Source organism: Simiduia curdlanivorans (genome assembly GCF_030409605.1).
Classification (GTDB): Bacteria; Pseudomonadota; Gammaproteobacteria; order Pseudomonadales; family Cellvibrionaceae; genus Simiduia; species Simiduia curdlanivorans.
In genome coordinates this window covers 1-23,629 of sequence record NZ_JAUFQG010000002.1, presented here as the reverse complement: position 1 = coordinate 23,629, position 23,629 = coordinate 1, and the positions used below count along the sequence as shown (strand labels likewise).

The 23,629-nt window shown below is 53.3% G+C and carries 18 protein-coding genes and 4 pseudogenes; 11 read left to right on the top strand and 11 right to left on the bottom strand.

Translation table 11 applies throughout. The annotated features are described in order from the left end of the window. The 3 genes and pseudogenes from secD (QWY82_RS00140) to QWY82_RS00130 form a co-directional block, all read left to right on the top strand. On the top strand, positions 1-655 hold a 655-nt coding region (gene secD / locus QWY82_RS00140), incomplete at its 5' end, for a protein translocase subunit SecD (protein WP_290259078.1). 10 nt (positions 656-665) lie between these two features. Beyond that, a pseudogene (secF, locus tag QWY82_RS00135) lies at positions 666-1,588 on the top strand (protein translocase subunit SecF). Between the two features lie 85 nt (positions 1,589-1,673). Beyond that, the gene (locus QWY82_RS00130; RefSeq protein WP_290259068.1) at positions 1,674-3,698 is read left to right on the top strand and encodes a PAS domain-containing protein; all 2,025 of its coding nucleotides are present in this window, start codon (positions 1,674-1,676) and stop codon (positions 3,696-3,698) included. Positions 3,699-3,788: 90 nt separating this feature from the next. Here the strand turns inward: QWY82_RS00130 and QWY82_RS00125 are convergent, their stop codons facing one another. After that, on the bottom strand, positions 3,789-4,601 hold the full coding sequence (locus QWY82_RS00125; RefSeq protein WP_290259069.1) for an inositol monophosphatase family protein: 813 nt from the start codon (positions 4,599-4,601) through the stop codon (positions 3,789-3,791). 478 nt (positions 4,602-5,079) lie between these two features. Here QWY82_RS00125 and trmJ (QWY82_RS00120) point away from each other — a divergent pair, with 478 nt between their 5' ends. The 7 genes and pseudogenes from trmJ (QWY82_RS00120) to QWY82_RS00090 all read left to right on the top strand — a co-directional run. Next, entirely contained in the window at positions 5,080-5,892 is an 813-nt protein-coding gene (gene trmJ / locus QWY82_RS00120) for a tRNA (cytosine(32)/uridine(32)-2'-O)-methyltransferase TrmJ (protein WP_290259071.1), read from the top strand. A gap of 100 nt (positions 5,893-5,992) precedes the next feature. Further along, the gene (gene iscR, locus QWY82_RS00115) at positions 5,993-6,472 is read left to right on the top strand and encodes a Fe-S cluster assembly transcriptional regulator IscR (protein WP_290259072.1); all 480 of its coding nucleotides are present in this window, start codon (positions 5,993-5,995) and stop codon (positions 6,470-6,472) included. Then, entirely contained in the window at positions 6,469-7,623 is a 1,155-nt protein-coding gene (locus tag QWY82_RS00110; RefSeq protein WP_290259073.1) for an aminotransferase class V-fold PLP-dependent enzyme, read from the top strand. The genes iscR (QWY82_RS00115) and QWY82_RS00110 overlap by 4 nt, the downstream gene beginning before the upstream one ends. A 77-nt stretch (positions 7,624-7,700) precedes the next feature. Next, positions 7,701-9,137: a Fe-S cluster assembly protein SufB gene (sufB, locus tag QWY82_RS00105; RefSeq protein WP_290259074.1), complete on the top strand. Its 1,437-nt coding sequence runs from the start codon at positions 7,701-7,703 to the stop codon at positions 9,135-9,137. Between the two features lie 21 nt (positions 9,138-9,158). Next, the gene (gene sufC, locus QWY82_RS00100) at positions 9,159-9,923 is read left to right on the top strand and encodes a Fe-S cluster assembly ATPase SufC (RefSeq protein WP_290259075.1); all 765 of its coding nucleotides are present in this window, start codon (positions 9,159-9,161) and stop codon (positions 9,921-9,923) included. Then, positions 9,923-11,158, top strand: a complete 1,236-nt coding sequence (sufD, locus tag QWY82_RS00095; RefSeq protein ID WP_290259076.1) for a Fe-S cluster assembly protein SufD — start codon at positions 9,923-9,925, stop codon at positions 11,156-11,158. The genes sufC (QWY82_RS00100) and sufD (QWY82_RS00095) overlap by 1 nt, the downstream gene beginning before the upstream one ends. After that, a pseudogene (locus QWY82_RS00090) lies at positions 11,155-11,754 on the top strand (aminotransferase class V-fold PLP-dependent enzyme); the annotation flags it as partial. The gene sufD (QWY82_RS00095) and the pseudogene QWY82_RS00090, both read left to right, overlap by 4 nt. Here QWY82_RS00090 and QWY82_RS00085 read toward each other — a convergent pair. From QWY82_RS00085 to trmJ (QWY82_RS00055), 7 genes are all read right to left on the bottom strand, one after another. After that, positions 11,677-12,468: an aminotransferase class V-fold PLP-dependent enzyme gene (locus QWY82_RS00085; RefSeq protein WP_290259077.1), complete on the bottom strand. Its 792-nt coding sequence runs from the start codon at positions 12,466-12,468 to the stop codon at positions 11,677-11,679. The pseudogene QWY82_RS00090 and the gene QWY82_RS00085 sit on opposite strands and share 78 nt — an antisense overlap. Then, positions 12,465-13,700: a Fe-S cluster assembly protein SufD gene (gene sufD / locus QWY82_RS00080; protein WP_290259076.1), complete on the bottom strand. Its 1,236-nt coding sequence runs from the start codon at positions 13,698-13,700 to the stop codon at positions 12,465-12,467. The genes QWY82_RS00085 and sufD (QWY82_RS00080) overlap by 4 nt, the downstream gene beginning before the upstream one ends. Beyond that, positions 13,700-14,464: a Fe-S cluster assembly ATPase SufC gene (gene sufC, locus QWY82_RS00075; protein WP_290259075.1), complete on the bottom strand. Its 765-nt coding sequence runs from the start codon at positions 14,462-14,464 to the stop codon at positions 13,700-13,702. Before sufC (QWY82_RS00075) ends, sufD (QWY82_RS00080) begins: the two co-directional genes overlap by 1 nt. 21 nt (positions 14,465-14,485) lie before the next feature. After that, complete coding sequence (sufB, locus tag QWY82_RS00070) at positions 14,486-15,922, bottom strand: Fe-S cluster assembly protein SufB (protein ID WP_290259074.1); 1,437 nt, start codon at positions 15,920-15,922, stop codon at positions 14,486-14,488. A 77-nt stretch (positions 15,923-15,999) separates the two neighbouring features. After that, positions 16,000-17,154, bottom strand: coding sequence for an aminotransferase class V-fold PLP-dependent enzyme (locus tag QWY82_RS00065; RefSeq protein ID WP_290259073.1), 1,155 nt, complete (start codon positions 17,152-17,154; stop codon positions 16,000-16,002). Continuing rightward, positions 17,151-17,630 carry a Fe-S cluster assembly transcriptional regulator IscR gene (gene iscR, locus QWY82_RS00060; protein ID WP_290259072.1) on the bottom strand — a complete coding sequence of 160 codons (480 nt, stop codon included), beginning with the start codon at positions 17,628-17,630 and terminating at the stop codon, positions 17,151-17,153. The genes QWY82_RS00065 and iscR (QWY82_RS00060) overlap by 4 nt, the downstream gene beginning before the upstream one ends. A gap of 100 nt (positions 17,631-17,730) precedes the next feature. Next, positions 17,731-18,543: a tRNA (cytosine(32)/uridine(32)-2'-O)-methyltransferase TrmJ gene (gene trmJ / locus QWY82_RS00055; protein ID WP_290259071.1), complete on the bottom strand. Its 813-nt coding sequence runs from the start codon at positions 18,541-18,543 to the stop codon at positions 17,731-17,733. Positions 18,544-19,021: 478 nt separating this feature from the next. Between trmJ (QWY82_RS00055) and QWY82_RS00050 the strand changes: the two genes are divergently transcribed. Further along, positions 19,022-19,834 (top strand): inositol monophosphatase family protein, encoded by an 813-nt coding sequence (locus QWY82_RS00050; RefSeq protein ID WP_290259069.1) that lies wholly within the window; start codon positions 19,022-19,024, stop codon positions 19,832-19,834. A gap of 90 nt (positions 19,835-19,924) precedes the next feature. On the opposite strand, the gene QWY82_RS00045 is transcribed toward QWY82_RS00050, so the two are convergent. From QWY82_RS00045 to secD (QWY82_RS00035), 3 genes and pseudogenes are all read right to left on the bottom strand, one after another. Continuing rightward, positions 19,925-21,949, bottom strand: coding sequence for a PAS domain-containing protein (locus tag QWY82_RS00045; protein WP_290259068.1), 2,025 nt, complete (start codon positions 21,947-21,949; stop codon positions 19,925-19,927). An 85-nt stretch (positions 21,950-22,034) separates the two neighbouring features. After that, positions 22,035-22,959, bottom strand: a pseudogene (secF, locus tag QWY82_RS00040) (protein translocase subunit SecF). A 10-nt stretch (positions 22,960-22,969) separates the two neighbouring features. Beyond that, positions 22,970-23,629, bottom strand: a pseudogene (gene secD / locus QWY82_RS00035) (protein translocase subunit SecD); the annotation flags it as partial.

The window sequence follows — 23,629 nt, the reverse complement described above, 5'->3', positions numbered from 1 at the left end:
CATTCAAAGTGCTTTGGGCGTGCAATTTCGCATTACTGGTTTAGACAATGTGGCGGAGGCGTCAGAACTTGCCCTGCTATTGCGCTCCGGTGCTTTGGCCGCGCCTATGTACTTTGTTGAAGAGCGTACCATCGGCCCATCACTGGGTGCCGAAAATATTCGCTTGGGTGTGACCTCTGTTCAAATCGCCTTCGCCGTTGTACTAATTTTTATGGTGCTTTACTACAAGGTGTTTGGTTTGGCAGCCAATATCGCGCTGGCGGCCAACGTGGTGCTTTTGGCGGCGTGTATGTCGCTGTTAAGCGCCACCTTAACCCTGCCCGGTATTGCCGGTATCGTGTTGACGGTGGGTATGGCGGTGGATGCTAACGTGCTTATTTTCTCCCGAATAAAGGAGGAAATAGCCAACGGCCTGCCGACCCAGTCGGCCATTAATGCCGGTTATGAACGGGCGTTTACCACCATTCTCGATGCCAACGTCACCACCTTGATTGTTGCAGTGATTCTTTATGCGATTGGAACCGGCCCCGTTAAAGGCTTTGCGGTAACGCTGAGCTTGGGTATTTTAACCTCCATGTTTACGGCCATTATGGTGTCACGTTTAGTGATCAATACCATTTATGGCGGCCGTAGCGTGAAGAAAGTGTGGATTTGAGGGCGCGACCATGAGCATTGCAAATAAAACAATTAATTTTATGGGTAGCCGCATTATCGCTACCGTTTTTTCCGCCTTACTTCTGATTGGCTCTATTGGTTCGCTGGCGGTTAACGGTTTGCAGTTCGGTTTAGATTTTACCGGCGGTATGCAAATTGAAGTGCGCTACGAACACAAGGCCGACCTAGAGCAGATTCGCACCACCTTAACCGACGCCAATTACAGCAATGTAATTGTGGTGAATTTGGCTCCGATGAAGATGTGCTGATTCGCATGCAGCAGGACTTTACCGAGAGTTTAGGTAATGAAGTTGTTGCGCAATTGAAGTCTCAAGAGAGTGGCAACATCGAATTGCGCCGGGTTGAGTTTGTCGGCCCGCAGGTGGGTGAAGAATTACGCGATAGCGGTGGCATTGGTATGCTATTTGCGCTCGTCGTGGTCATGGCCTATGTGGCGCTGCGCTTCCAGTGGAAGTTTGCGGTGGCGGCAGTGGCGGCCTTGGTGCACGACGTGATCATTACCTTGGGCTTTTTCTCGCTGTTTAAGATAGGTTTTGATCTATCGGTGTTGGCGGCGGTGTTGGCCGTGGTGGGTTACTCGTTAAACGATACTATTGTGGTGTTTGACCGGGTGCGGGAAAACTTCCCTGTGTTGCGTAAGACGGAATCGCTGGAAGTGGTTAACGTGTCGCTGACGCAAACCTTAGACCGTACATTAATGACCTCCGGTACAACCTTAATCGTACTGATTGTGTTGTACATGTATGGCGGTGAGTTATTGCAAGGTTTCTCTGCGGCATTGTTGGTGGGTATTGTGATTGGTACTTACTCATCCATCTATGTGGCGTCGAATTTGCTGTTGAGTTTGCATATCGTCAAAGAGGATTTAATGCCACCGGTGAAGGAAGGGGCAGAGATAGACGATCTCCCTTAACGGTATTTAAATGGCGGCTTCGGCCGCCATTTTTGTATTTGGTGTACTATGCCATATCTGAATTGTGCCAGCGCGGATTGCGATTATGAGCGACAGTGAAAGCCCGAGAGAAACGCTAGGCTATTTATCCCTGAGTTTTGCGGATTTGACTAAGGCCTCCCCGGAAGAGATGCGCGCGCAACTGGAGCGTTATAACCGTATTTTTCATGGTAGCGGTTGTGGCTTTTGGGAGTGGAACCTAGATACCAATCAGCTCTATTGGGAAGGGCGCTTCTGGGATGGCTTAGGTTACGATGCTGAGGTTCGAAGCAGCATGACCAGTGCATCGGATATGTTTAATTTTGTTCATCCAGACGACGTGGCAGTAATTGAAGCTGCGGTGCAAAGCCATGTCATCCACGGTGCGCCTTACAGTGCTGAATACCGTATCCGAAAAGCGGACGGCGATTATGCCTGGACTCAAACGCGGGGCTCCTCGCGCCGCGCCGCCGATGGCAAGGTGCATTTTTTATCCGGTGTAAACGTCGACATTACCGAGCTCAAGGAAACGGCCGCTCGCCTGACCGAGAGCGAGGCGCGCCACGAGCGTATTATTGAAGCGTCTAATGATGGTATTTGGGAGTGGAATCGCGAAGATAAAACCCTCGACTTTTCCAATCGCTGTTGGCAGCAGCTGGGTTACGAAGAGCACGATGAAGTGTTAACCCGCGGGCGCAATCGCCTGCAGCTGTGGTATGAACTCATGCACCCGGAGGACGTGTCGCGCTTTAAAGACACCTTAGCGACGCACATCAGTCAGGGCGTGCCCTTTGATATCGAATATCGCATGAAGGCCGTGGACGGCCGCTATCGTTGGATTAAAGGCAGAGGCTCTGCATCGTTAAATGCCGCCGGCGAAGTGGTGAGTATGGCCGGCAGTAATATGGACATTACTCTGATCAAGGAGGCCGAAGAGCGCGTGATGCAAGCCAAGGAGGCGGCTGAGCGAGCCAATCGCGCTAAATCGGAATTCTTGTCCAGTATGAGCCACGAGCTGCGCACGCCGCTAAATGCCATCATGGGCTTCGCCCAGCTATTTGATTACGACAATAATTTAACCAGTGAGCAGCAAGAAAATGTGCGCGAAATTCGCAAAGCCGGCAGCCATTTACTGCAGCTGATTAACGACGTGTTGGATTTGGCTAAAATTGAATCGGGCAAGCTCACCTTGTCTTTGGAGCCGGTGTTGCCAGCGCGCGTAGTGCGCGAGTGCGTGCAGTTGGTGCAGTCTTTGGCCGACAGTCGCGCCATTAAAATGAGCGTCGATTTCCGCAAATGGTCGGGCACCTATATTCATGCCGATAGTGTTCGGCTAAAGCAAGTTTTGCTCAACCTGATGAGCAATGCGATTAAATATAATCGCATGGGTGGTTCGGTTGAGGTGGTGTTTTATATGTCTGATGAAGAAAACGTGCGCATCGGCGTGCGCGATTCGGGCTATGGCATTCCCGAGGTGAAGCGCAAGGAGATGTACCAGCCGTTTAACCGGCTGGGCGCGGAGGGCGGAAAGATCGAAGGCAGCGGGGTCGGCTTGGTTATCACTCGGCGCTTAATGGAAATGATGGGCGGCACCATTGATTTCGAGAGCCGCGTTGGCCACGGCACAACCTTCTGGCTCACCTTTAAAAAATCCACCCAGCAAGATGCGGTGCCCTTCAATGTTACCAACACGCCATTGGCGCGCGCCGAGCTGAATATTTCCAAGCCCCATCGGGTGTTATATATCGAAGATAACCCATCCAATATTCGCGTTATTCGCCAGTTTTGCCAGCGCTTTGATTTGCTGCAATTGGAAGTCGCCGAAGAGGCCTTTTTCGGTTTGTATAAAGCGCGGACTTTTTTGCCCGACTTTATTATTCTGGATATTAATTTGCCGGGCATGGACGGCTACGAAGTGCTGGAGGTGTTAAAGGCCGATCCGCAATTGGCCGATATTCCGGTTATTGCGCTGTCTGCCAATGCCATGAGTTTTGATATCGAGCGAGGCAGGAAGGCCGGCTTTTTTGAATACCTGACCAAACCCGTGGATATAAACGCACTGATCTTAACGCTCAATCGCCTGGTCCGTTAAGCGCTTGATAGCCTCACCCTAGAGCGCAAAGAAGAAACATAAAAAACATAAAAAAGGGATGCATCTGCATCCCTTTTTTATGTCGCTGCTTTATTTGCCAATGTGGCCCATGTGGTTGCCGACAATTTGCAGCAGCGGCTTAAACACTTTTGGCCCGCCGCACACAACATTGCCGGTATCCATGTAGCTGTTGCCGCCTTTGAAGTCGGAGATTAGGCCACCGGCTTCTTTTATTAGCAGCACACCTGCGGCGATATCCCACTCATTTAAATTCATTTCCCAGAAGCCGTCGTAGCGACCAGCGGCAACGTAGGCGAGATCTAGCGAGGCGGCGCCTGGGCGGCGGATGCCCGCGGTTTGGCCGGCAATTTCTTTTACCGCAGCGAGGTAGGGGTCTATGTGCTCGAGCGCCCAGCCATTAAAAGGTATGCCGGTTCCGATCAAACCGCCTTCTAGGCCGCGACGTGAAGATACCCGAATGCGACGGCCATTGAGCATGGCGCCTTTGCCTTTACTGGCAGTGAATTCTTCGCGCTTCATGGGATCGTAAACCAGAGCGTGCTCTAAAACGCCTTTGCGTTTGCAGGCAATGGAAATAGCGAAATGGGGGATGCCGTTGATGAAGTTGGTGGTGCCGTCGAGCGGGTCGATAACCCATTCGTAATCGCTGTCGCCGCTCTTGCCGATGCTGAGGCCAGACTCTTCGCCGCGCATATTGTGATCTGGGTAGGCTTTGCGCAGGTGGTAGATCACCTCTTTCTCTGCTGCCCTGTCGACTTCGGTGACAAAGTCATTTTGGCCTTTGGTTTCAATAGCGACAAATTCTACACGCTCTAGCGCGCGTTCAATCAGTTCTCCAGCCTTGCGCGCAGCGCGCAGAGCAATGGTCAGCATGGGTTCCATGGGGACTCCGACAGGGCAGTTGAATTGTGAGGTCTGCTCATACCTATTTAATAGTCGCTGCTGAATGTCATTTATGTACTCAGCAAGGCAGAGGGTGCGAAGTGTAGTTACCTACATGAGCGGCCGAACAACGAAGCTGAGTGCATAAATGGCCTCAGCCCTACGGGTTGTGGCAGAAAAGTCGCCACTTATCGTTGCTCGTCGTTCATTTGGAGTGACCAAACATCACTCCTTGCGCCTAAATTGGCTACTTTTCCGTCACAACATCGACCATCAAATAGGTATGAGCAGGCCTAAGAGCGCAGTTACCGCTGTGTAGCGCCGGTGTTGGCGGCTACGGGATAATTGGGGGCGCGGATTATAACAGCACACTCGCTCCTTAGCATAGGGGCTGGGCGTTAAATAGCCACTATTTGGGTGGGCGCTGGCGTGGGCTTTTGCTACAATGCGCGCCATTTTTGCGCCCGTGGGTAATCACATGCCAGACAAGACAGAAGATTGGTTTCAGCAGGTCAGAATCGTACTGGTTAATACCAAGGCCTCTGGCAACATTGGCGGTGCCGCGCGGGCGATGAAAAATATGGGCCTAAGTAACCTGTGGCTAGTGGAGCCGCGCGAATATCCGTCGGCCGAGGCGACCTGGCGCGCCTCTAATGCCACCGACGTATTGGATGGTGCGCAAGTGGTGGCCACCTTGGCCGAGGCCATTGGCGACTGTGGCTTAGTGATAGGTACCAGCGCGCGCGGGCGCAGTATTCCCTGGCCGATAAAAACGCCGCGCGAGGCCGCCGGTCAAGTGGCAGCCGAGGCGCGCCAGCACAAGGTGGCTATCGTGTTTGGCCGCGAGGATCGCGGTTTGACCAACGAGGAGCTGCAGGCTTGTAATCTTCACCTGCACATTCCGGCCAATGAAGACTATAGCTCGCTCAATCTCGCCACTGCCGTGCAGGTCATCTGCTACGAGTTGCGCATGATGATGTTGGAGCAGCGCGATGGCAAAGCGCCGCATTTTGACGACTGGGATCAGCCGCCGGCCAACAGCAACGAGCTAGAGCATTACTATACCCACCTGCAAGAAACCCTGGAGCGGCTGGATTTCATCACCCACGACAACCCGCGCCAGACCATGACACGCCTGCGCCGGCTCTTTAACAGAGCGCGCTTGGACCAGATGGAGCTCAATATCCTGCGCGGCATTCTCACCGCCACCCAGAACTACATTTATCACACCGATCGCAAGGTGGCGGCGCTAAAGGCGGGCGGAGAGGGCGATGGGCCGGAAAAGCACTAATACCTGAGTGCTTTAGTAGGTTAAATACTTGACTAGATTAGTGGGGTATTTATAATGCTCCCATCGCCTGTGAGGCATAACTGTCTGATGGAACACGCTTATGAGACTGACAACTAAAGGTCGTTATGCGGTGACAGCCATGTTGGATTTGGCCATGCACATGCAACAAGGCCCCACGAGCCTAGCCGATATATCCAAGCGCCAGGAAATCTCGCTGTCTTATTTAGAGCAACTTTTCTCTAAATTGCGTCAATCTGAGTTGGTTACCAGTGTTAGGGGCCCAGGCGGTGGTTACCGCTTGAGCCGCGACGCCGATGATATTTTTGTCGCGCAAATTATCGACGCGGTTAATGAGTCTATCGATGCCACCAACTGCGGCGGCAGTGGCAATTGCCAGAACGGCAAAGTCTGCCTCACTCACAATTTGTGGAGTGATCTGAGTATGCAAATTCACCAATTTTTGAACTCTATTAGCCTGTCGGCCTTGATGCAGCGCCACGATGTGCGCGCCGTCTGCACCCGGCAGGATGCTGAGAACGAGGCCCAATCATTGGTTTTATCGGAGCTTGCGCCCCAGTGAAGTTGCCGGTCTATTTAGATTACGCCGCCACCACCCCCGTCGACCCGCGCGTGGCCGATGCTATGGCGCGCTGTTTAACCATGGACGGCATGTTTGCCAACCCGGCCTCGCGTTCGCACATCTACGGTTGGCAAGCCGAGGAGCAGGTTGAGTTGGCGCGGCGCCAAGTGGCTGAGCTATTAAGGGCCGACCCGCGCGAAGTGGTGTGGACCAGCGGCGCGACTGAATCGAACAATTTAGCGCTAAAGGGTGTGTTCGAAGCGCTGAATTTTCAAGGTCATTTAATCACCACGGCGGTTGAGCACAAGGCGGTGATTGACCCGGCCAAATGGTTAGAGGCGCGCGGTGTCGCCGTCACTTACCTGATGCCCGGCACAGATGGCCGCATCAGTGTCGAGCAGGTGCAGGCGGCGCTGCGCCCCGATACGCGGTTGGTGAGCGTTATGCACATTAATAACGAAACCGGCGTGGTCAACCCCGTGGCTGAAGTGGGCGCCCTTTGTCGCGCGGCCAATGTGCTGATGCATGTCGATGCCGCCCAATCGGCGGGCAAAATAGCCTTGGATGTGAGTGCTTTGCAGGTTGATTTGCTGAGCTTATCGGCACACAAATTTTATGGCCCCAAGGGCGTGGGAGCGCTTTATGTGCGCCGCGCTATTGCGCAGCAAGTTAAGCCGCAAATCCACGGCGGCGGTCACGAGCGCGGTTTGCGCTCTGGTACCTTGGCCACCCATCAGCTGGTGGGTATTGGCGAAGCGGCGCGATTGTGTGTCGAACAGCAGCAAGTTGATGCCGAGCGCACGGCGCGTTTGCGCGATCAGTTGTGGCAGGGTATTTCGACCTTGCCGGCCATTGCTCGCAATGGCTCAACCGAATGGCTGAGCCCGATTCACTTGAATGTTAATTTCGGCGCATTGGATGGTGAAACCCTGTTGTTGAGCTTGCGCGATATCGCGGTGTCTTCGGGCTCCGCTTGCACCTCCGCCAGTATGGAGCCGTCCTACGTATTGAAGGCCATGGGCTTGTCCGATGCACAGGCGCACAGTTCGGTGCGCATTTCCCTCGGGCGATTTACCACGGCTGAGGACGTGCAGCGCGCCGTGGCACATATCGTCGATGTTGTGGGCGCATTGCAGCCGGTGCACGGCTAATGGCTGGCATTGATCGACAAATTTTATTTCATGCGCAAGCTATTCCTTGCGCAACACTTGGCATGTAGAAGGTCCGTATGACTGAGCAAATAGACAAGGCACTGAAGCGCGAGTATGAAGCCGGTTTCGTGTCGGCGATCGAATCGGAAACTTTTGCCCCGGGTTTGGATGAAGACGTTATTCATCGTATCTCGGCCATGAAGGGCGAGCCCGAGTGGATGCTCGAGTGGCGGCTTAAAGCCTTCCGCAGCTGGCAAGAGATGGAAGAGCCCGAGTGGGCGCATGTGGTTTACGACAAAATAAACTACCAAGCCATTTCCTATTACTCGGCACCGAAAAGCATGAAGGACAGGCCTAAGTCTCTGGACGAGGTCGACCCCGAGCTGTTGCGCACCTATGAAAAGTTAGGCATTCCGCTGCTCGAGCAACAGATGTTGGCTGGTGTTGCGGTAGATGCCGTATTCGACTCGGTTTCTGTGGTCACCACCTTTCGCGAGAAGCTGGCCGAAGCCGGTGTGATTTTCTGCCCCATCTCTGAAGCCGTGCAAAGTCACCCGGAGCTGGTAAAAAAATATTTAGGCAGTGTGGTGCCGCCCAAAGATAATTATTTCGCTGCGCTAAATTGCGCCGTGTTTACCGATGGCTCCTTTGTTTACATTCCCAAAGGCACACGCTGCCCGATGGAGTTGTCGACTTACTTCCGCATTAACGAACAGAACACCGGTCAATTTGAGCGCACGCTTATCATCGCCGATGAGGGTAGCCATGTGAGCTACTTAGAGGGCTGTACCGCACCGCAGCGCGACGAAAACCAACTGCATGCGGCGGTGGTTGAATTGGTGGCGATGGACGATGCGGAAATAAAATACTCTACCGTGCAAAACTGGTATCCCGGTGACGAAAACGGCAAGGGCGGTATTTATAACTTTGTGACTAAGCGCGGCATCTGCCACGATCGCGCCAAAATCAGTTGGACCCAGGTGGAAACCGGTTCGGCGGTGACGTGGAAATACCCTAGCTGTATTTTGAAAGGCGATGACAGTATTGGCGAGTTTTATTCCGTTGCCTTAACACGCGGCAAGCAGCAGGCCGATACCGGCACGAAAATGATTCACCTCGGTAAAAATACCCGCTCTACCATTATTTCCAAGGGTATTTCCGCCGGCCGCAGTAATAATAGTTACCGCGGTCTGGTGCGCATGAACCCCGGTGCCCACGGCGCGCGCAATTTTACTCAGTGTGATTCCTTACTCATCGGCGATAAGTGCGGTGCACACACCTTTCCCTACGTAGAGAGCCGCAACCCGTCCGCCATTGTCGAGCACGAAGCGACAACCTCTAAGGTCAGCGATGACCAGATGTTTTTGTGTCAACAGCGCGGCTTGGATGCAGAGAAGGCGGTCTCCATGATCGTCAATGGTTTCTGTAAGGAAGTGTTTAAAGAACTGCCCATGGAGTTTGCCGTTGAAGCGGGCAAGCTGTTAGAAATTAGCCTCGAAGGCTCAGTGGGTTAAGTCGGATTTCAGGAAAATATTATGCTCTCGATTAAAAATTTACATGCGCGCGTTGAAGATAAAACCATTCTTAAGGGTCTGGAACTAGAGATAAAACCCGGCGAGGTGCACGCGATCATGGGCCCTAACGGCGCTGGCAAGAGCACCCTGGGTTACGTGCTTTCGGGCCGCCCCGGTTACGAAGTGGAGCAGGGCAGTGCCGAGCTAAATGGCCAGAACTTATTCGATATGGAAACCGAAGAGCGGGCCCGTGCCGGTGTGTTTTTGGCGTTTCAATACCCGGTGGAAATTCCCGGTGTTAGCAACCTCGAATTTTTAAAAGCCTCTGTGGATGCAGCGCGTAAAGCGCGCGACGAGGCGCCACTGAGCTCGGCCGAGTTTTTGAAATTGGCGCGCGTGGCCTGTAAGCAAGTGAATCTGCCGGTTGAGTTTTTAAAGCGCGGCGTTAACGAGGGTTTCTCCGGCGGCGAGAAAAAGCGCAACGAAATCATGCAGATGATTTTGCTAGAGCCGACCTTATGTATTCTCGATGAAACAGATTCTGGCTTAGATATCGATGCCCTTAAAGTAGTTGCCGAAGGCGTCAATAGCCAGCGCAGTGAAAAGCGCAGTTTTATCGTGGTTACCCACTACCAGCGCCTGCTCGATTACATCAAGCCTGATTATGTTCATGTTTTGTCGGACGGCAAAATTGTCAAAAGCGGCGGCCCAGAATTGGCGCAAGAGCTGGAGGCGCAAGGTTACAGCTGGCTTGCAAAAGATCCCGTTGCCGAGGTGAATGCCTAATGAATGCTTGGCTTGAAACCACATTGGCCGGCATAACACCGCAGGATTGGTTGGCGCCCAAGCGTCAAGCGTCTCTCGCCACCTTACGGCAAGCGCGCTGGCCCAATCGCAAAGTTGAGGCTTGGAAATACACGCCAGTTCGCGCCTTGGAAAAGTCACATTTTAGCCAAGTGAGCGCCGATGCGGTTGACGCTTTGCCGGTGATCGAAGGCTTGGATAGCATCGATATCTTGCTGCAAGACGGTAAGCCAGTGCTGCCCGCCACGCTGCCTGCCGGTGTCAGTATTACCTTGTTATCCCAGCCATCGGTGATGGGGCAACAGCTTTTTTGCGGCATCAAACCCGAGCGCCATGTGTTTGGTTTGCTCAACGATGTGCTAGCCAATGATGGCCTAGTGATTGATATAGCACCGGATTGTCAGGTCGAGCGACCGCTGCGTATTATTTATCGGGTGACCGAAAATGCTCAGGCCCATGGCCGTGTTTTGGTGCGTGTTGGCGCGCGCTCGAAGGTTAGCGTGATCGAGCAAGCCGAGGGTTCGGGCGCTAGTTTTAGCACCCACTTTGCCGAGTATCAGATTGAGGCGGCAGCCGCGCTCGAGCACTATCGGTTTGCCTTGCAAACGGGCAGCGCATTGAACGTGGGCGGTTGTCATTTTTCCCTCGCCGATAAAAGCGCGCTAAATTCTACCTTGGTGGGCTTTGGTGGCGAGCTGGCGCGTTTGGATGTGGATGTTATCCACGCCGGCGAGTTTGCGCAGGCGAAAATGAATGCCATTTACTTACTAGACGGCAGCGAACTGTTCGATTTACACACCACCATTGAACACGCCAAGCCCAACGGTACCACCGAAGAAAACGTGCGTGGCATTGTCGCAGACAAGGCCAAAGCGGTTTTTAACGGTCGCATTCATATTCATCGCGACGCGCAAAAAACCTTAGCGGAATTAAACAATCGAAATTTATTATTGTCTGACGGTGCGGAAATTAATACCAAGCCCGAGCTTGAAATCTACGCTGACGATGTGCGCTGCGCCCATGGTGCAACAGTGGCCGAGATCGATAGGCAGGCTTTGTACTATTTGCAGACCCGTGGCATCAGCCGGGCGCAAGCGCAGGTGATGTTGAGTTTCGGTTTTATCAATGAGCTGGTCGACGACATGCCGAATGAGGCCTTGGCCAATTGGTTGCGGCCGCAATTGCGCGATCGCTTTGCGCGGATGGACGTGAAATGAGTTTCGATGTTGAAGGTGTTCGCGCCCAGTTTCCTATTTTAAAGCGGGAAATAGATGGCAACCCACTGGTGTATTTAGATAACGCGGCAACCACGCAAAAGCCGCAGTGTGTTATCGATACGCTGGTGGAGTACTATTCTAATTACAACAGCAATGTGCACCGCGGCGCGCACCGCCTTGCCGATGAAGCGACGACGCGCTACGAGGCGGCGCGCGATTGTGTGGCTGGTTTTATTAACGCGCGCGCGCGTCAGGAAGTGATTTGGACCAGCGGCACCACCGAGGCGATTAATATTGTCGCCCACGGCCTTGCCAAGCAATTGCAGCCGGGCGATGAGGTAGTGGTCACCGAGATGGAGCACCACGCCAATATTGTTACTTGGCAGCAGGCCTGTTTAAGCAGCGGTGCCGCCTTAAAAGTGGCGCCTATTTTTGACAGCGGCGAGTTAGACCAAACGGCATTCGAGCAGTTGCTCACTAATAAGACCCGCTTGGTGGCTTTTCCCCATGTGTCGAATTCATTGGGCACTGTGAACCCTATTGTGGCCATGACCGCAAAAGCAAAGTCTGTTGGCGCGCTGGTGTTGATCGATGGCGCGCAGGGTATCGCTCACGGCGGTGTTGATGTGCAGGCTATCGGCTGTGATTTTTATGTAAAAATCACAGCCGATAGCCTGCACATCAACACCGCCGTGAGCGATACCCTGCGCGCCATCGATCAACACCAGCGCGCCAACAGACTTTGCTTTTGCGGTCATGGCCACAATAGGGTTCACAGTGCCCAATGAATTCGACACATGGGGAAAAGCCACCAAGCGGGTCTTATTAGTGAGCAACTGCTCGAATGCCGTTTGGTCTAACTCGCCGCTGTCAAAAATAGGCGCCACTTTTAAGGCGGCACCGCTGCTTAAACAGGCCTGCTGCCAAGTAACAATATTGGCGTGGTGCTCCATCTCGGTGACCACTACCTCATCGCCCGGCTGCAATTGCTTGGCAAGGCCGTGGGCGACAATATTAATCGCCTCGGTGGTGCCGCTGGTCCAAATCACTTCCTGACGCGCGCGCGCGTTAATAAAACCAGCCACACAATCGCGCGCCGCCTCGTAGCGCGTCGTCGCTTCATCGGCAAGGCGGTGCGCGCCGCGGTGCACATTGCTGTTGTAATTAGAATAGTACTCCACCAGCGTATCGATAACACACTGCGGCTTTTGCGTGGTTGCCGCGTTATCTAAATACACCAGTGGGTTGCCATCTATTTCCCGCTTTAAAATAGGAAACTGGGCGCGAACACCTTCAACATCGAAACTCATTTCACGTCCATCCGCGCAAAGCGATCGCGCAATTGCGGCCGCAACCAATTGGCCAAGGCCTCATTCGGCATGTCGTCGACCAGCTCATTGATAAAACCGAAACTCAACATCACCTGCGCTTGCGCCCGGCTGATGCCACGGGTCTGCAAATAGTACAAAGCCTGCCTATCGATCTCGGCCACTGTTGCACCATGGGCGCAGCGCACATCGTCAGCGTAGATTTCAAGCTCGGGCTTGGTATTAATTTCCGCACCGTCAGACAATAATAAATTTCGATTGTTTAATTCCGCTAAGGTTTTTTGCGCGTCGCGATGAATATGAATGCGACCGTTAAAAACCGCTTTGGCCTTGTCTGCGACAATGCCACGCACGTTTTCTTCGGTGGTACCGTTGGGCTTGGCGTGTTCAATGGTGGTGTGTAAATCGAACAGTTCGCTGCCGTCTAGTAAGTAAATGGCATTCATTTTCGCCTGCGCAAACTCGCCGGCGTGGATAACATCCACATCCAAACGCGCCAGCTCGCCACCAAAGCCCACCAAGGTAGAATTTAGCGCGCTTTTATCGGCGAGGGAAAAATGACAACCGCCCACGTTCAATGCGCTGCCCGTTTGCAAGGCAAACCGATAGTGCTCGAGCGCGGCTGCCGCCTCAATCTGATACTCGGCAAAGTGGGTGCTAAAACTAGCGCCCGAACCCTCGGCTTGCTCGATCACGCTAACCTTCGAGCGCGCGCCAACACGCACCAAAACACGGCCATGGGCCTGAGCATTTTCGGTCACCCGATAAATAATACGCAGCGGTCGCTCGACCTGACAATCCGGTGCTATATCAATCACTAGGCCATCATTGGCTAGCACATCGTTGAGCAAACCAAACACATGGCGCTCGGGTTTGATGCCGCAAAAAAGCTGTTGCCCCATCACCGATGGCTGGGATAACAAGGTAATACTGACACCGGCAGGCAGCGTGGCGGGCAGCACTGGCTTACCGTCTTGCAGCAAGATATCGATGCTATCCAAGCCTTCGATCACCGGCAAAGCGTCAACCGCATCGGCGCTCACTTGGCTAAAATGTGACTTTTCCAAGGCGCGAACTGGCGTGTATTTCCAAGCCTCAACTTTGCGATTGGGCCAGCGCGCTTGCCGTAAGGTGGCGAGAGACGCTTGACGCTTGGGCGCCAACCAATCCTGCGGTGTTATGCCGGCCAATGTGGTTTCAAGCCAAGCATTCATTAGGCATTCACCTCGGCAACGGGATCTTTTGCAAGCCAGCTGTAACCTTGCGCCTCCAGCTCTTGCGCCAATTCTGGGCCGCCGCTTTTGACAATTTTGCCGTCCGACAAAACATGAACATAATCAGGCTTGATGTAATCGAGCAGGCGCTGGTAGTGGGTAACCACGATAAAACTGCGCTTTTCACTGCGCTGGCTATTGACGCCTTCGGCAACTACTTTAAGGGCATCGATATCTAAGCCAGAATCTGTTTCATCGAGAATACATAAGGTCGGCTCTAGCAAAATCATCTGCATGATTTCGTTGCGCTTTTTCTCGCCGCCGGAGAAACCCTCGTTAACGCCGCGCTTTAAAAACTCAACCGGCAGATTCACTTGCTTACAGGCCACGCGCGCCAATTTCAAAAACTCGGCCGAGCTCAGTGGCGCCTCGTCGCGCGCTTTACGCGCTGCATCCACAGAGGCTTTTAAAAATTCGAGGTTGCTAACACCGGGAATTTCCACCGGGTATTGAAACGCCAAAAACACACCGGCACGGGCCCGCTCTTCGGTTTCCATATCGAATAAGTTCTGGCCATTTAGCTCGGCACTGCCCTGCTCCACTTCGTAACCGGGGCGGCCCGAAAGCACGTAACCCAGGGTGCTCTTGCCAGCGCCGTTAGGGCCCATGATCGCGTGCACCTCGCCGGGTTTTATCTCTAGTTCCAGACCCTTAAGAATGGTTTTATCTTCAACGCGCGCATGTAAATTTTTAATCGAGAGCATAATATTTTCCTGAAATCCGACTTAACCCACTGAGCCTTCGAGGCTAATTTCTAACAGCTTGCCCGCTTCAACGGCAAACTCCATGGGCAGTTCTTTAAACACTTCCTTACAGAAACCATTGACGATCATGGAGACCGCCTTCTCTGCATCCAAGCCGCGCTGTTGACACAAAAACATCTGGTCATCGCTGACCTTAGAGGTTGTCGCTTCGTGCTCGACAATGGCGGACGGGTTGCGGCTCTCTACGTAGGGAAAGGTGTGTGCACCGCACTTATCGCCGATGAGTAAGGAATCACACTGAGTAAAATTGCGCGCGCCGTGGGCACCGGGGTTCATGCGCACCAGACCGCGGTAACTATTATTACTGCGGCCGGCGGAAATACCCTTGGAAATAATGGTAGAGCGGGTATTTTTACCGAGGTGAATCATTTTCGTGCCGGTATCGGCCTGCTGCTTGCCGCGTGTTAAGGCAACGGAATAAAACTCGCCAATACTGTCATCGCCTTTCAAAATACAGCTAGGGTATTTCCACGTCACCGCCGAACCGGTTTCCACCTGGGTCCAACTGATTTTGGCGCGATCGTGGCAGATGCCGCGCTTAGTCACAAAGTTATAAATACCGCCCTTGCCGTTTTCGTCACCGGGATACCAGTTTTGCACGGTAGAGTATTTTATTTCCGCATCGTCCATCGCCACCAATTCAACCACCGCCGCATGCAGTTGGTTTTCGTCGCGCTGCGGTGCGGTACAGCCCTCTAAGTAGCTCACATGGCTACCCTCATCGGCGATGATAAGCGTGCGCTCAAATTGACCGGTGTTCTGTTCGTTAATGCGGAAGTAAGTCGACAACTCCATCGGGCAGCGTGTGCCTTTGGGAATGTAAACAAAGGAGCCATCGGTAAACACGGCGCAATTTAGCGCAGCGAAATAATTATCTTTGGGCGGCACCACACTGCCTAAATATTTTTTTACCAGCTCCGGGTGACTTTGCACGGCTTCAGAGATGGGGCAGAAAATCACACCGGCTTCGGCCAGCTTCTCGCGAAAGGTGGTGACCACAGAAACCGAGTCGAATACGGCATCTACCGCAACACCAGCCAACATCTGTTGCTCGAGCAGCGGAATGCCTAACTTTTCATAGGTGCGCAACAGCTCGGGGTCGACCTCGTCCAGAGACTTAGGCCTGTCCTTCATGCTTTTCGGTGCCGAGTAATAGGAAATGGCTTGGTAGTTTATTTTGTCGTAAACCACATGCGCCCACTCGGGCTCTTCCATCTCTTGCCAGCTGCGGAAGGCTTTAAGCCGCCACTCGAGCATCCACTCGGGCTCGCCCTTCATGGCCGAGATACGATGAATAACGTCTTCATCCAAACCCGGGGCAAAAGTTTCCGATTCGATCGCCGACACGAAACCGGCTTCATACTCGCGCTTCAGTGCCTTGTCTATTTGCTCAGTCATACGGACCTTCTACATGCCAAGTGTTGCGCAAGGAATAGCTTGCGCATGAAATAAAATTTGTCGATCAATGCCAGCCATTAGCCGTGCACCGGCTGCAATGCGCCCACAACATCGACGATATGTGCCACGGCGCGCTGCACGTCCTCAGCCGTGGTAAATCGCCCGAGGGAAATGCGCACCGAACTGTGCGCCTGTGCATCGGACAAGCCCATGGCCTTCAATACGTAGGACGGCTCCATACTGGCGGAGGTGCAAGCGGAGCCCGAAGACACCGCGATATCGCGCAAGCTCAACAACAGGGTTTCACCATCCAATGCGCCGAAATTAACATTCAAGTGAATCGGGCTCAGCCATTCGGTTGAGCCATTGCGAGCAATGGCCGGCAAGGTCGAAATACCCTGCCACAACTGATCGCGCAAACGCGCCGTGCGCTCGGCATCAACTTGCTGCTGTTCGACACACAATCGCGCCGCTTCGCCAATACCCACCAGCTGATGGGTGGCCAAGGTACCAGAGCGCAAACCGCGCTCGTGACCGCCGCCGTGGATTTGCGGCTTAACTTGCTGCGCAATAGCGCGGCGCACATAAAGCGCTCCCACGCCCTTGGGGCCATAAAATTTGTGTGCCGATAAGCTCAGCAAATCAACCTGCAAAGCACTCACATCCAAGGCTATTTTGCCCGCCGATTGGGCGGCATCGACATGCATCAGCACATTGGCCGCGCGACAAAGGGCGCCCACTTCAGCCACGGGGTTGACCACGCCGGTTTCGTTATTAATGTGCATAACGCTCACCAACCGCGTATCGGGGCGCAGCGCCGCCTGCACCTGCTCGACACTGATGCGGCCATCTGTGCCGGGCATCAGGTAAGTGACGGCGACACCGCGCGCCTCTAACCATTTGGCCGGGTCAATCACCGCCTTGTGCTCAACCGCCGTGGTGATTAAATGACCTTGAAAATTCAGCGCTTCGAACACACCCTTTAGCGCTAAATTGTTCGATTCAGTCGCGCCGCTGGTCCACACCACTTCGCGCGGGTCGGCCCTTAATAGCTCAGCCACTTGGCGCCGCGCCAACTCAACCTGCTCCTCGGCTTGCCAACCGTAGATGTGCGAACGCGAGGCCGGGTTGGCAAACATGCCGTCCATGGTTAAACAGCGCGCCATAGCATCGGCCACGCGCGGGTCGACGGGGGTGGTGGCGGCGTAATCTAAATAGACCGGCAACTTCACTGGGGCGCAAGCTCCGATAAAACCAATGATTGGGCCTCGTTCTCAGCATCCTGCCGGGTGCAGACGGCGCGCACATCGTGGCGCTGCATCAAGGCCGACAGGCTAATAGAGTTCAAAAATTGGTGAATTTGCATACTCAGATCACTCCACAAATTGTGAGTGAGGCAGACTTTGCCGTTCTGGCAATTGCCACTGCCGCCGCAGTTGGTGGCATCGATAGACTCATTAACCGCGTCGATAATTTGCGCGACAAAAATATCATCGGCGTCGCGGCTCAAGCGGTAACCACCGCCTGGGCCCCTAACACTGGTAACCAACTCAGATTGACGCAATTTAGAGAAAAGTTGCTCTAAATAAGACAGCGAGATTTCCTGGCGCTTGGATATATCGGCTAGGCTCGTGGGGCCTTGTTGCATGTGCATGGCCAAATCCAACATGGCTGTCACCGCATAACGACCTTTAGTTGTCAGTCTCATAAGCGTGTTCCATCAGACAGTTATGCCTCACAGGCGATGGGAGCATTATAAATACCCCACTAATCTAGTCAAGTATTTAACCTACTAAAGCACTCAGGTATTAGTGCTTTTCCGGCCCATCGCCCTCTCCGCCCGCCTTTAGCGCCGCCACCTTGCGATCGGTGTGATAAATGTAGTTCTGGGTGGCGGTGAGAATGCCGCGCAGGATATTGAGCTCCATCTGGTCCAAGCGCGCTCTGTTAAAGAGCCGGCGCAGGCGTGTCATGGTCTGGCGCGGGTTGTCGTGGGTGATGAAATCCAGCCGCTCCAGGGTTTCTTGCAGGTGGGTATAGTAATGCTCTAGCTCGTTGCTGTTGGCCGGCGGCTGATCCCAGTCGTCAAAATGCGGCGCTTTGCCATCGCGCTGCTCCAACATCATCATGCGCAACTCGTAGCAGATGACCTGCACGGCAGTGGCGAGATTGAGCGAGCTATAGTCTTCATTGGCCGGAATGTGCAGGTGAAGATTACAAGCCTGCAGCTCCTCGTTGGTCAAACCGCGATCCTCGCGGCCAAACACGATAGCCACCTTGTGCTGGCGCGCCTCGGCTGCCACTTGACCGGCGGCCTCGCGCGGCGTTTTTATCGGCCAGGGAATACTGCGCCCGCGCGCGCTGGTACCTATCACTAAGCCACAGTCGCCAATGGCCTCGGCCAAGGTGGCCACCACTTGCGCACCATCCAATACGTCGGTGGCATTAGAGGCGCGCCAGGTCGCCTCGGCCGACGGATATTCGCGCGGCTCCACTAGCCACAGGTTACTTAGGCCCATATTTTTCATCGCCCGCGCGGCACCGCCAATGTTGCCAGAGGCCTTGGTATTAACCAGTACGATTCTGACCTGCTGAAACCAATCTTCTGTCTTGTCTGGCATGTGATTACCCACGGGCGCAAAAATGGCGCGCATTGTAGCAAAAGCCCACGCCAGCGCCCACCCAAATAGTGGCTATTTAACGCCCAGCCCCTATGCTAAGGAGCGAGTGTGCTGTTATAATCCGCGCCCCCAATTATCCCGTAGCCGCCAACACCGGCGCTACACAGCGGTAACTGCGCTCTTAGGCCTGCTCATACCTATTTGATGGTCGATGTTGTGACGGAAAAGTAGCCAATTTAGGCGCAAGGAGTGATGTTTGGTCACTCCAAATGAACGACGAGCAACGATAAGTGGCGACTTTTCTGCCACAACCCGTAGGGCTGAGGCCATTTATGCACTCAGCTTCGTTGTTCGGCCGCTCATGTAGGTAACTACACTTCGCACCCTCTGCCTTGCTGAGTACATAAATGACATTCAGCAGCGACTATTAAATAGGTATGAGCAGACCTCACAATTCAACTGCCCTGTCGGAGTCCCCATGGAACCCATGCTGACCATTGCTCTGCGCGCTGCGCGCAAGGCTGGAGAACTGATTGAACGCGCGCTAGAGCGTGTAGAATTTGTCGCTATTGAAACCAAAGGCCAAAATGACTTTGTCACCGAAGTCGACAGGGCAGCAGAGAAAGAGGTGATCTACCACCTGCGCAAAGCCTACCCAGATCACAATATGCGCGGCGAAGAGTCTGGCCTCAGCATCGGCAAGAGCGGCGACAGCGATTACGAATGGGTTATCGACCCGCTCGACGGCACCACCAACTTCATCAACGGCATCCCCCATTTCGCTATTTCCATTGCCTGCAAACGCAAAGGCGTTTTAGAGCACGCTCTGGTTTACGATCCCATGAAGCGCGAAGAATTCACTGCCAGTAAAGGCAAAGGCGCCATGCTCAATGGCCGTCGCATTCGGGTATCTTCACGTCGCGGCCTAGAAGGCGGTTTGATCGGAACCGGCATACCTTTTAATGGCTGGGCGCTCGAGCACATAGACCCCTACCTCGCTGCGGTAAAAGAAATTGCCGGCCAAACCGCGGGCATCCGCCGCCCAGGCGCCGCCTCGCTAGATCTCGCCTACGTTGCCGCTGGTCGCTACGACGGCTTCTGGGAAATGAATTTAAATGAGTGGGATATCGCCGCAGGTGTGCTGCTAATAAAAGAAGCCGGTGGCCTAATCTCCGACTTCAAAGGCGGCAACAGCTACATGGATACCGGCAATGTTGTGTGCGGCGGGCCAAAAGTGTTTAAGCCGCTGCTGCAAATTGTCGGCAACCACATGGGCCACATTGGCAAATAAAGCAGCGACATAAAAAAGGGATGCAGATGCATCCCTTTTTTATGTTTTTTATGTTTCTTCTTTGCGCTCTAGGGTGAGGCTATCAAGCGCTTAACGGACCAGGCGATTGAGCGTTAAGATCAGTGCGTTTATATCCACGGGTTTGGTCAGGTATTCAAAAAAGCCGGCCTTCCTGCCTCGCTCGATATCAAAACTCATGGCATTGGCAGACAGCGCAATAACCGGAATATCGGCCAATTGCGGATCGGCCTTTAACACCTCCAGCACTTCGTAGCCGTCCATGCCCGGCAAATTAATATCCAGAATAATAAAGTCGGGCAAAAAAGTCCGCGCTTTATACAAACCGAAAAAGGCCTCTTCGGCGACTTCCAATTGCAGCAAATCAAAGCGCTGGCAAAACTGGCGAATAACGCGAATATTGGATGGGTTATCTTCGATATATAACACCCGATGGGGCTTGGAAATATTCAGCTCGGCGCGCGCCAATGGCGTGTTGGTAACATTGAAGGGCACCGCATCTTGCTGGGTGGATTTTTTAAAGGTGAGCCAGAAGGTTGTGCCGTGGCCAACGCGGCTCTCGAAATCAATGGTGCCGCCCATCATTTCCATTAAGCGCCGAGTGATAACCAAGCCGACCCCGCTGCCTTCGATCTTTCCGCCCTCCGCGCCCAGCCGGTTAAACGGCTGGTACATCTCCTTGCGCTTCACCTCGGGAATGCCATAGCCCGAATCGCGCACGCCGATGCGCACGTTTTCTTCATCAGACATATAAAACACCACCTCAACCGAACCACCCATGCGATTATATTTAATCGCATTGCTCATCAGGTTGAGCAAAACTTGCTTTAGCCGAACACTATCGGCATGAATATAGGTGCCCGACCATTTGCGGAAATCGACGCTCATTTTAATGGCGCGACTGTCGGCCAAAGACTGCACCAACTGCACGCACTCGCGCACTACGCGCGCTGGCAACACCGGCTCCAAAGACAAGGTGAGCTTGCCCGATTCAATTTTAGCCAAATCCAACACGTCGTTAATCAGCTGCAGTAAATGGCTGCCGGCTTTGCGAATTTCGCGCACATTTTCTTGCTGCTCACTGGTTAAATTATTGTCGTAATCAAATAGCTGGGCGAAGCCCATGATGGCATTTAGCGGCGTGCGCAGCTCGTGGCTCATACTGGACAAGAATTCCGATTTAGCGCGATTGGCTCGCTCAGCCGCCTCCTTGGCTTGCATCACGCGCTCTTCGGCCTCCTTGATCAGAGTAATGTCCATATTACTGCCGGCCATACTCACCACTTCGCCGGCGGCATTTAACGATGCAGAGCCTCTGCCTTTAATCCAACGATAGCGGCCGTCCACGGCCTTCATGCGATATTCGATATCAAAGGGCACGCCCTGACTGATGTGCGTCGCTAAGGTGTCTTTAAAGCGCGACACGTCCTCCGGGTGCATGAGTTCATACCACAGCTGCAGGCGATTGCGCCCGCGGGTTAACACTTCATCGTGCTCTTCGTAACCCAGCTGCTGCCAACAGCGATTGGAAAAGTCGAGGGTTTTATCTTCGCGATTCCACTCCCAAATACCATCATTAGACGCTTCAATAATACGCTCGTGGCGCGCCTCGCTCTCGGTCAGGCGAGCGGCCGTTTCCTTGAGCTCGGTAATGTCGACGTTTACACCGGATAAAAAATGCACCTTGCCATCGGCGGCGCGGCGCGAGGAGCCCCGCGTTTGAGTCCAGGCATAATCGCCGTCCGCTTTTCGGATACGGTATTCAGCACTGTAAGGCGCACCGTGGATGACATGGCTTTGCACCGCAGCTTCAATTACTGCCACGTCGTCTGGATGAACAAAATTAAACATATCCGATGCACTGGTCATGCTGCTTCGAACCTCAGCATCGTAACCTAAGCCATCCCAGAAGCGCCCTTCCCAATAGAGCTGATTGGTATCTAGGTTCCACTCCCAAAAGCCACAACCGCTACCATGAAAAATACGGTTATAACGCTCCAGTTGCGCGCGCATCTCTTCCGGGGAGGCCTTAGTCAAATCCGCAAAACTCAGGGATAAATAGCCTAGCGTTTCTCTCGGGCTTTCACTGTCGCTCATAATCGCAATCCGCGCTGGCACAATTCAGATATGGCATAGTACACCAAATACAAAAATGGCGGCCGAAGCCGCCATTTAAATACCGTTAAGGGAGATCGTCTATCTCTGCCCCTTCCTTCACCGGTGGCATTAAATCCTCTTTGACGATATGCAAACTCAACAGCAAATTCGACGCCACATAGATGGATGAGTAAGTACCAATCACAATACCCACCAACAATGCCGCAGAGAAACCTTGCAATAACTCACCGCCATACATGTACAACACAATCAGTACGATTAAGGTTGTACCGGAGGTCATTAATGTACGGTCTAAGGTTTGCGTCAGCGACACGTTAACCACTTCCAGCGATTCCGTCTTACGCAACACAGGGAAGTTTTCCCGCACCCGGTCAAACACCACAATAGTATCGTTTAACGAGTAACCCACCACGGCCAACACCGCCGCCAACACCGATAGATCAAAACCTATCTTAAACAGCGAGAAAAAGCCCAAGGTAATGATCACGTCGTGCACCAAGGCCGCCACTGCCGCCACCGCAAACTTCCACTGGAAGCGCAGCGCCACATAGGCCATGACCACGACGAGCGCAAATAGCATACCAATGCCACCGCTATCGCGTAATTCTTCACCCACCTGCGGGCCGACAAACTCAACCCGGCGCAATTCGATGTTGCCACTCTCTTGAGACTTCAATTGCGCAACAACTTCATTACCTAAACTCTCGGTAAAGTCCTGCTGCATGCGAATCAGCACATCTTCATCGGAGCCAAAATTCACCACAATTACATTGCTGTAATTGGCGTCGGTTAAGGTGGTGCGAATCTGCTCTAGGTCGGCCTTGTGTTCGTAGCGCACTTCAATTTGCATACCGCCGGTAAAATCTAAACCGAACTGCAAACCGTTAACCGCCAGCGAACCAATAGAGCCAATCAGAAGTAAGGCGGAAAAAAACGGTAGCGATAATGCGGCTACCCATAAAATTAATTGTTTTATTTGCAATGCTCATGGTCGCGCCCTCAAATCCACACTTTCTTCACGCTACGGCCGCCATAAATGGTATTGATCACTAAACGTGACACCATAATGGCCGTAAACATGGAGGTTAAAATACCAAGCTCAGCGTTACCGCAAAGCCTTTAACGGGGCCGGTTCCAATCGCATAAAGAATCACTGCAACAATCAAGGTGGTGACGTTGGCATCGAGAATGGTGGTAAACGCCCGTTCATAACCGGCATTAATGGCCGACTGGGTCGGCAGGCCGTTGGCTATTTCCTCCTTTATTCGGGAGAAAATAAGCACGTTAGCATCCACCGCCATACCCACCGTCAACACGATACCGGCAATACCGGGCAGGGTTAAGGTGGCGCTTAACAGCGACATACACGCCGCCAAAAGCACCACGTTGGCCGCCAGCGCGATATTGGCTGCCAAACCAAACACCTTGTAGTAAAGCACCATAAAAATTAGTACAACGGCGAAGGCGATTTGAACAGAGGTCACACCCAAGCGAATATTTTCGGCACCCAGTGATGGGCCGATGGTACGCTCTTCAACAAAGTACATAGGCGCGGCCAAAGCACCGGAGCGCAATAGCAGGGCAAGTTCTGACGCCTCCGCCACATTGTCTAAACCAGTAATGCGAAATTGCACGCCCAAAGCACTTTGAATGGTGGCC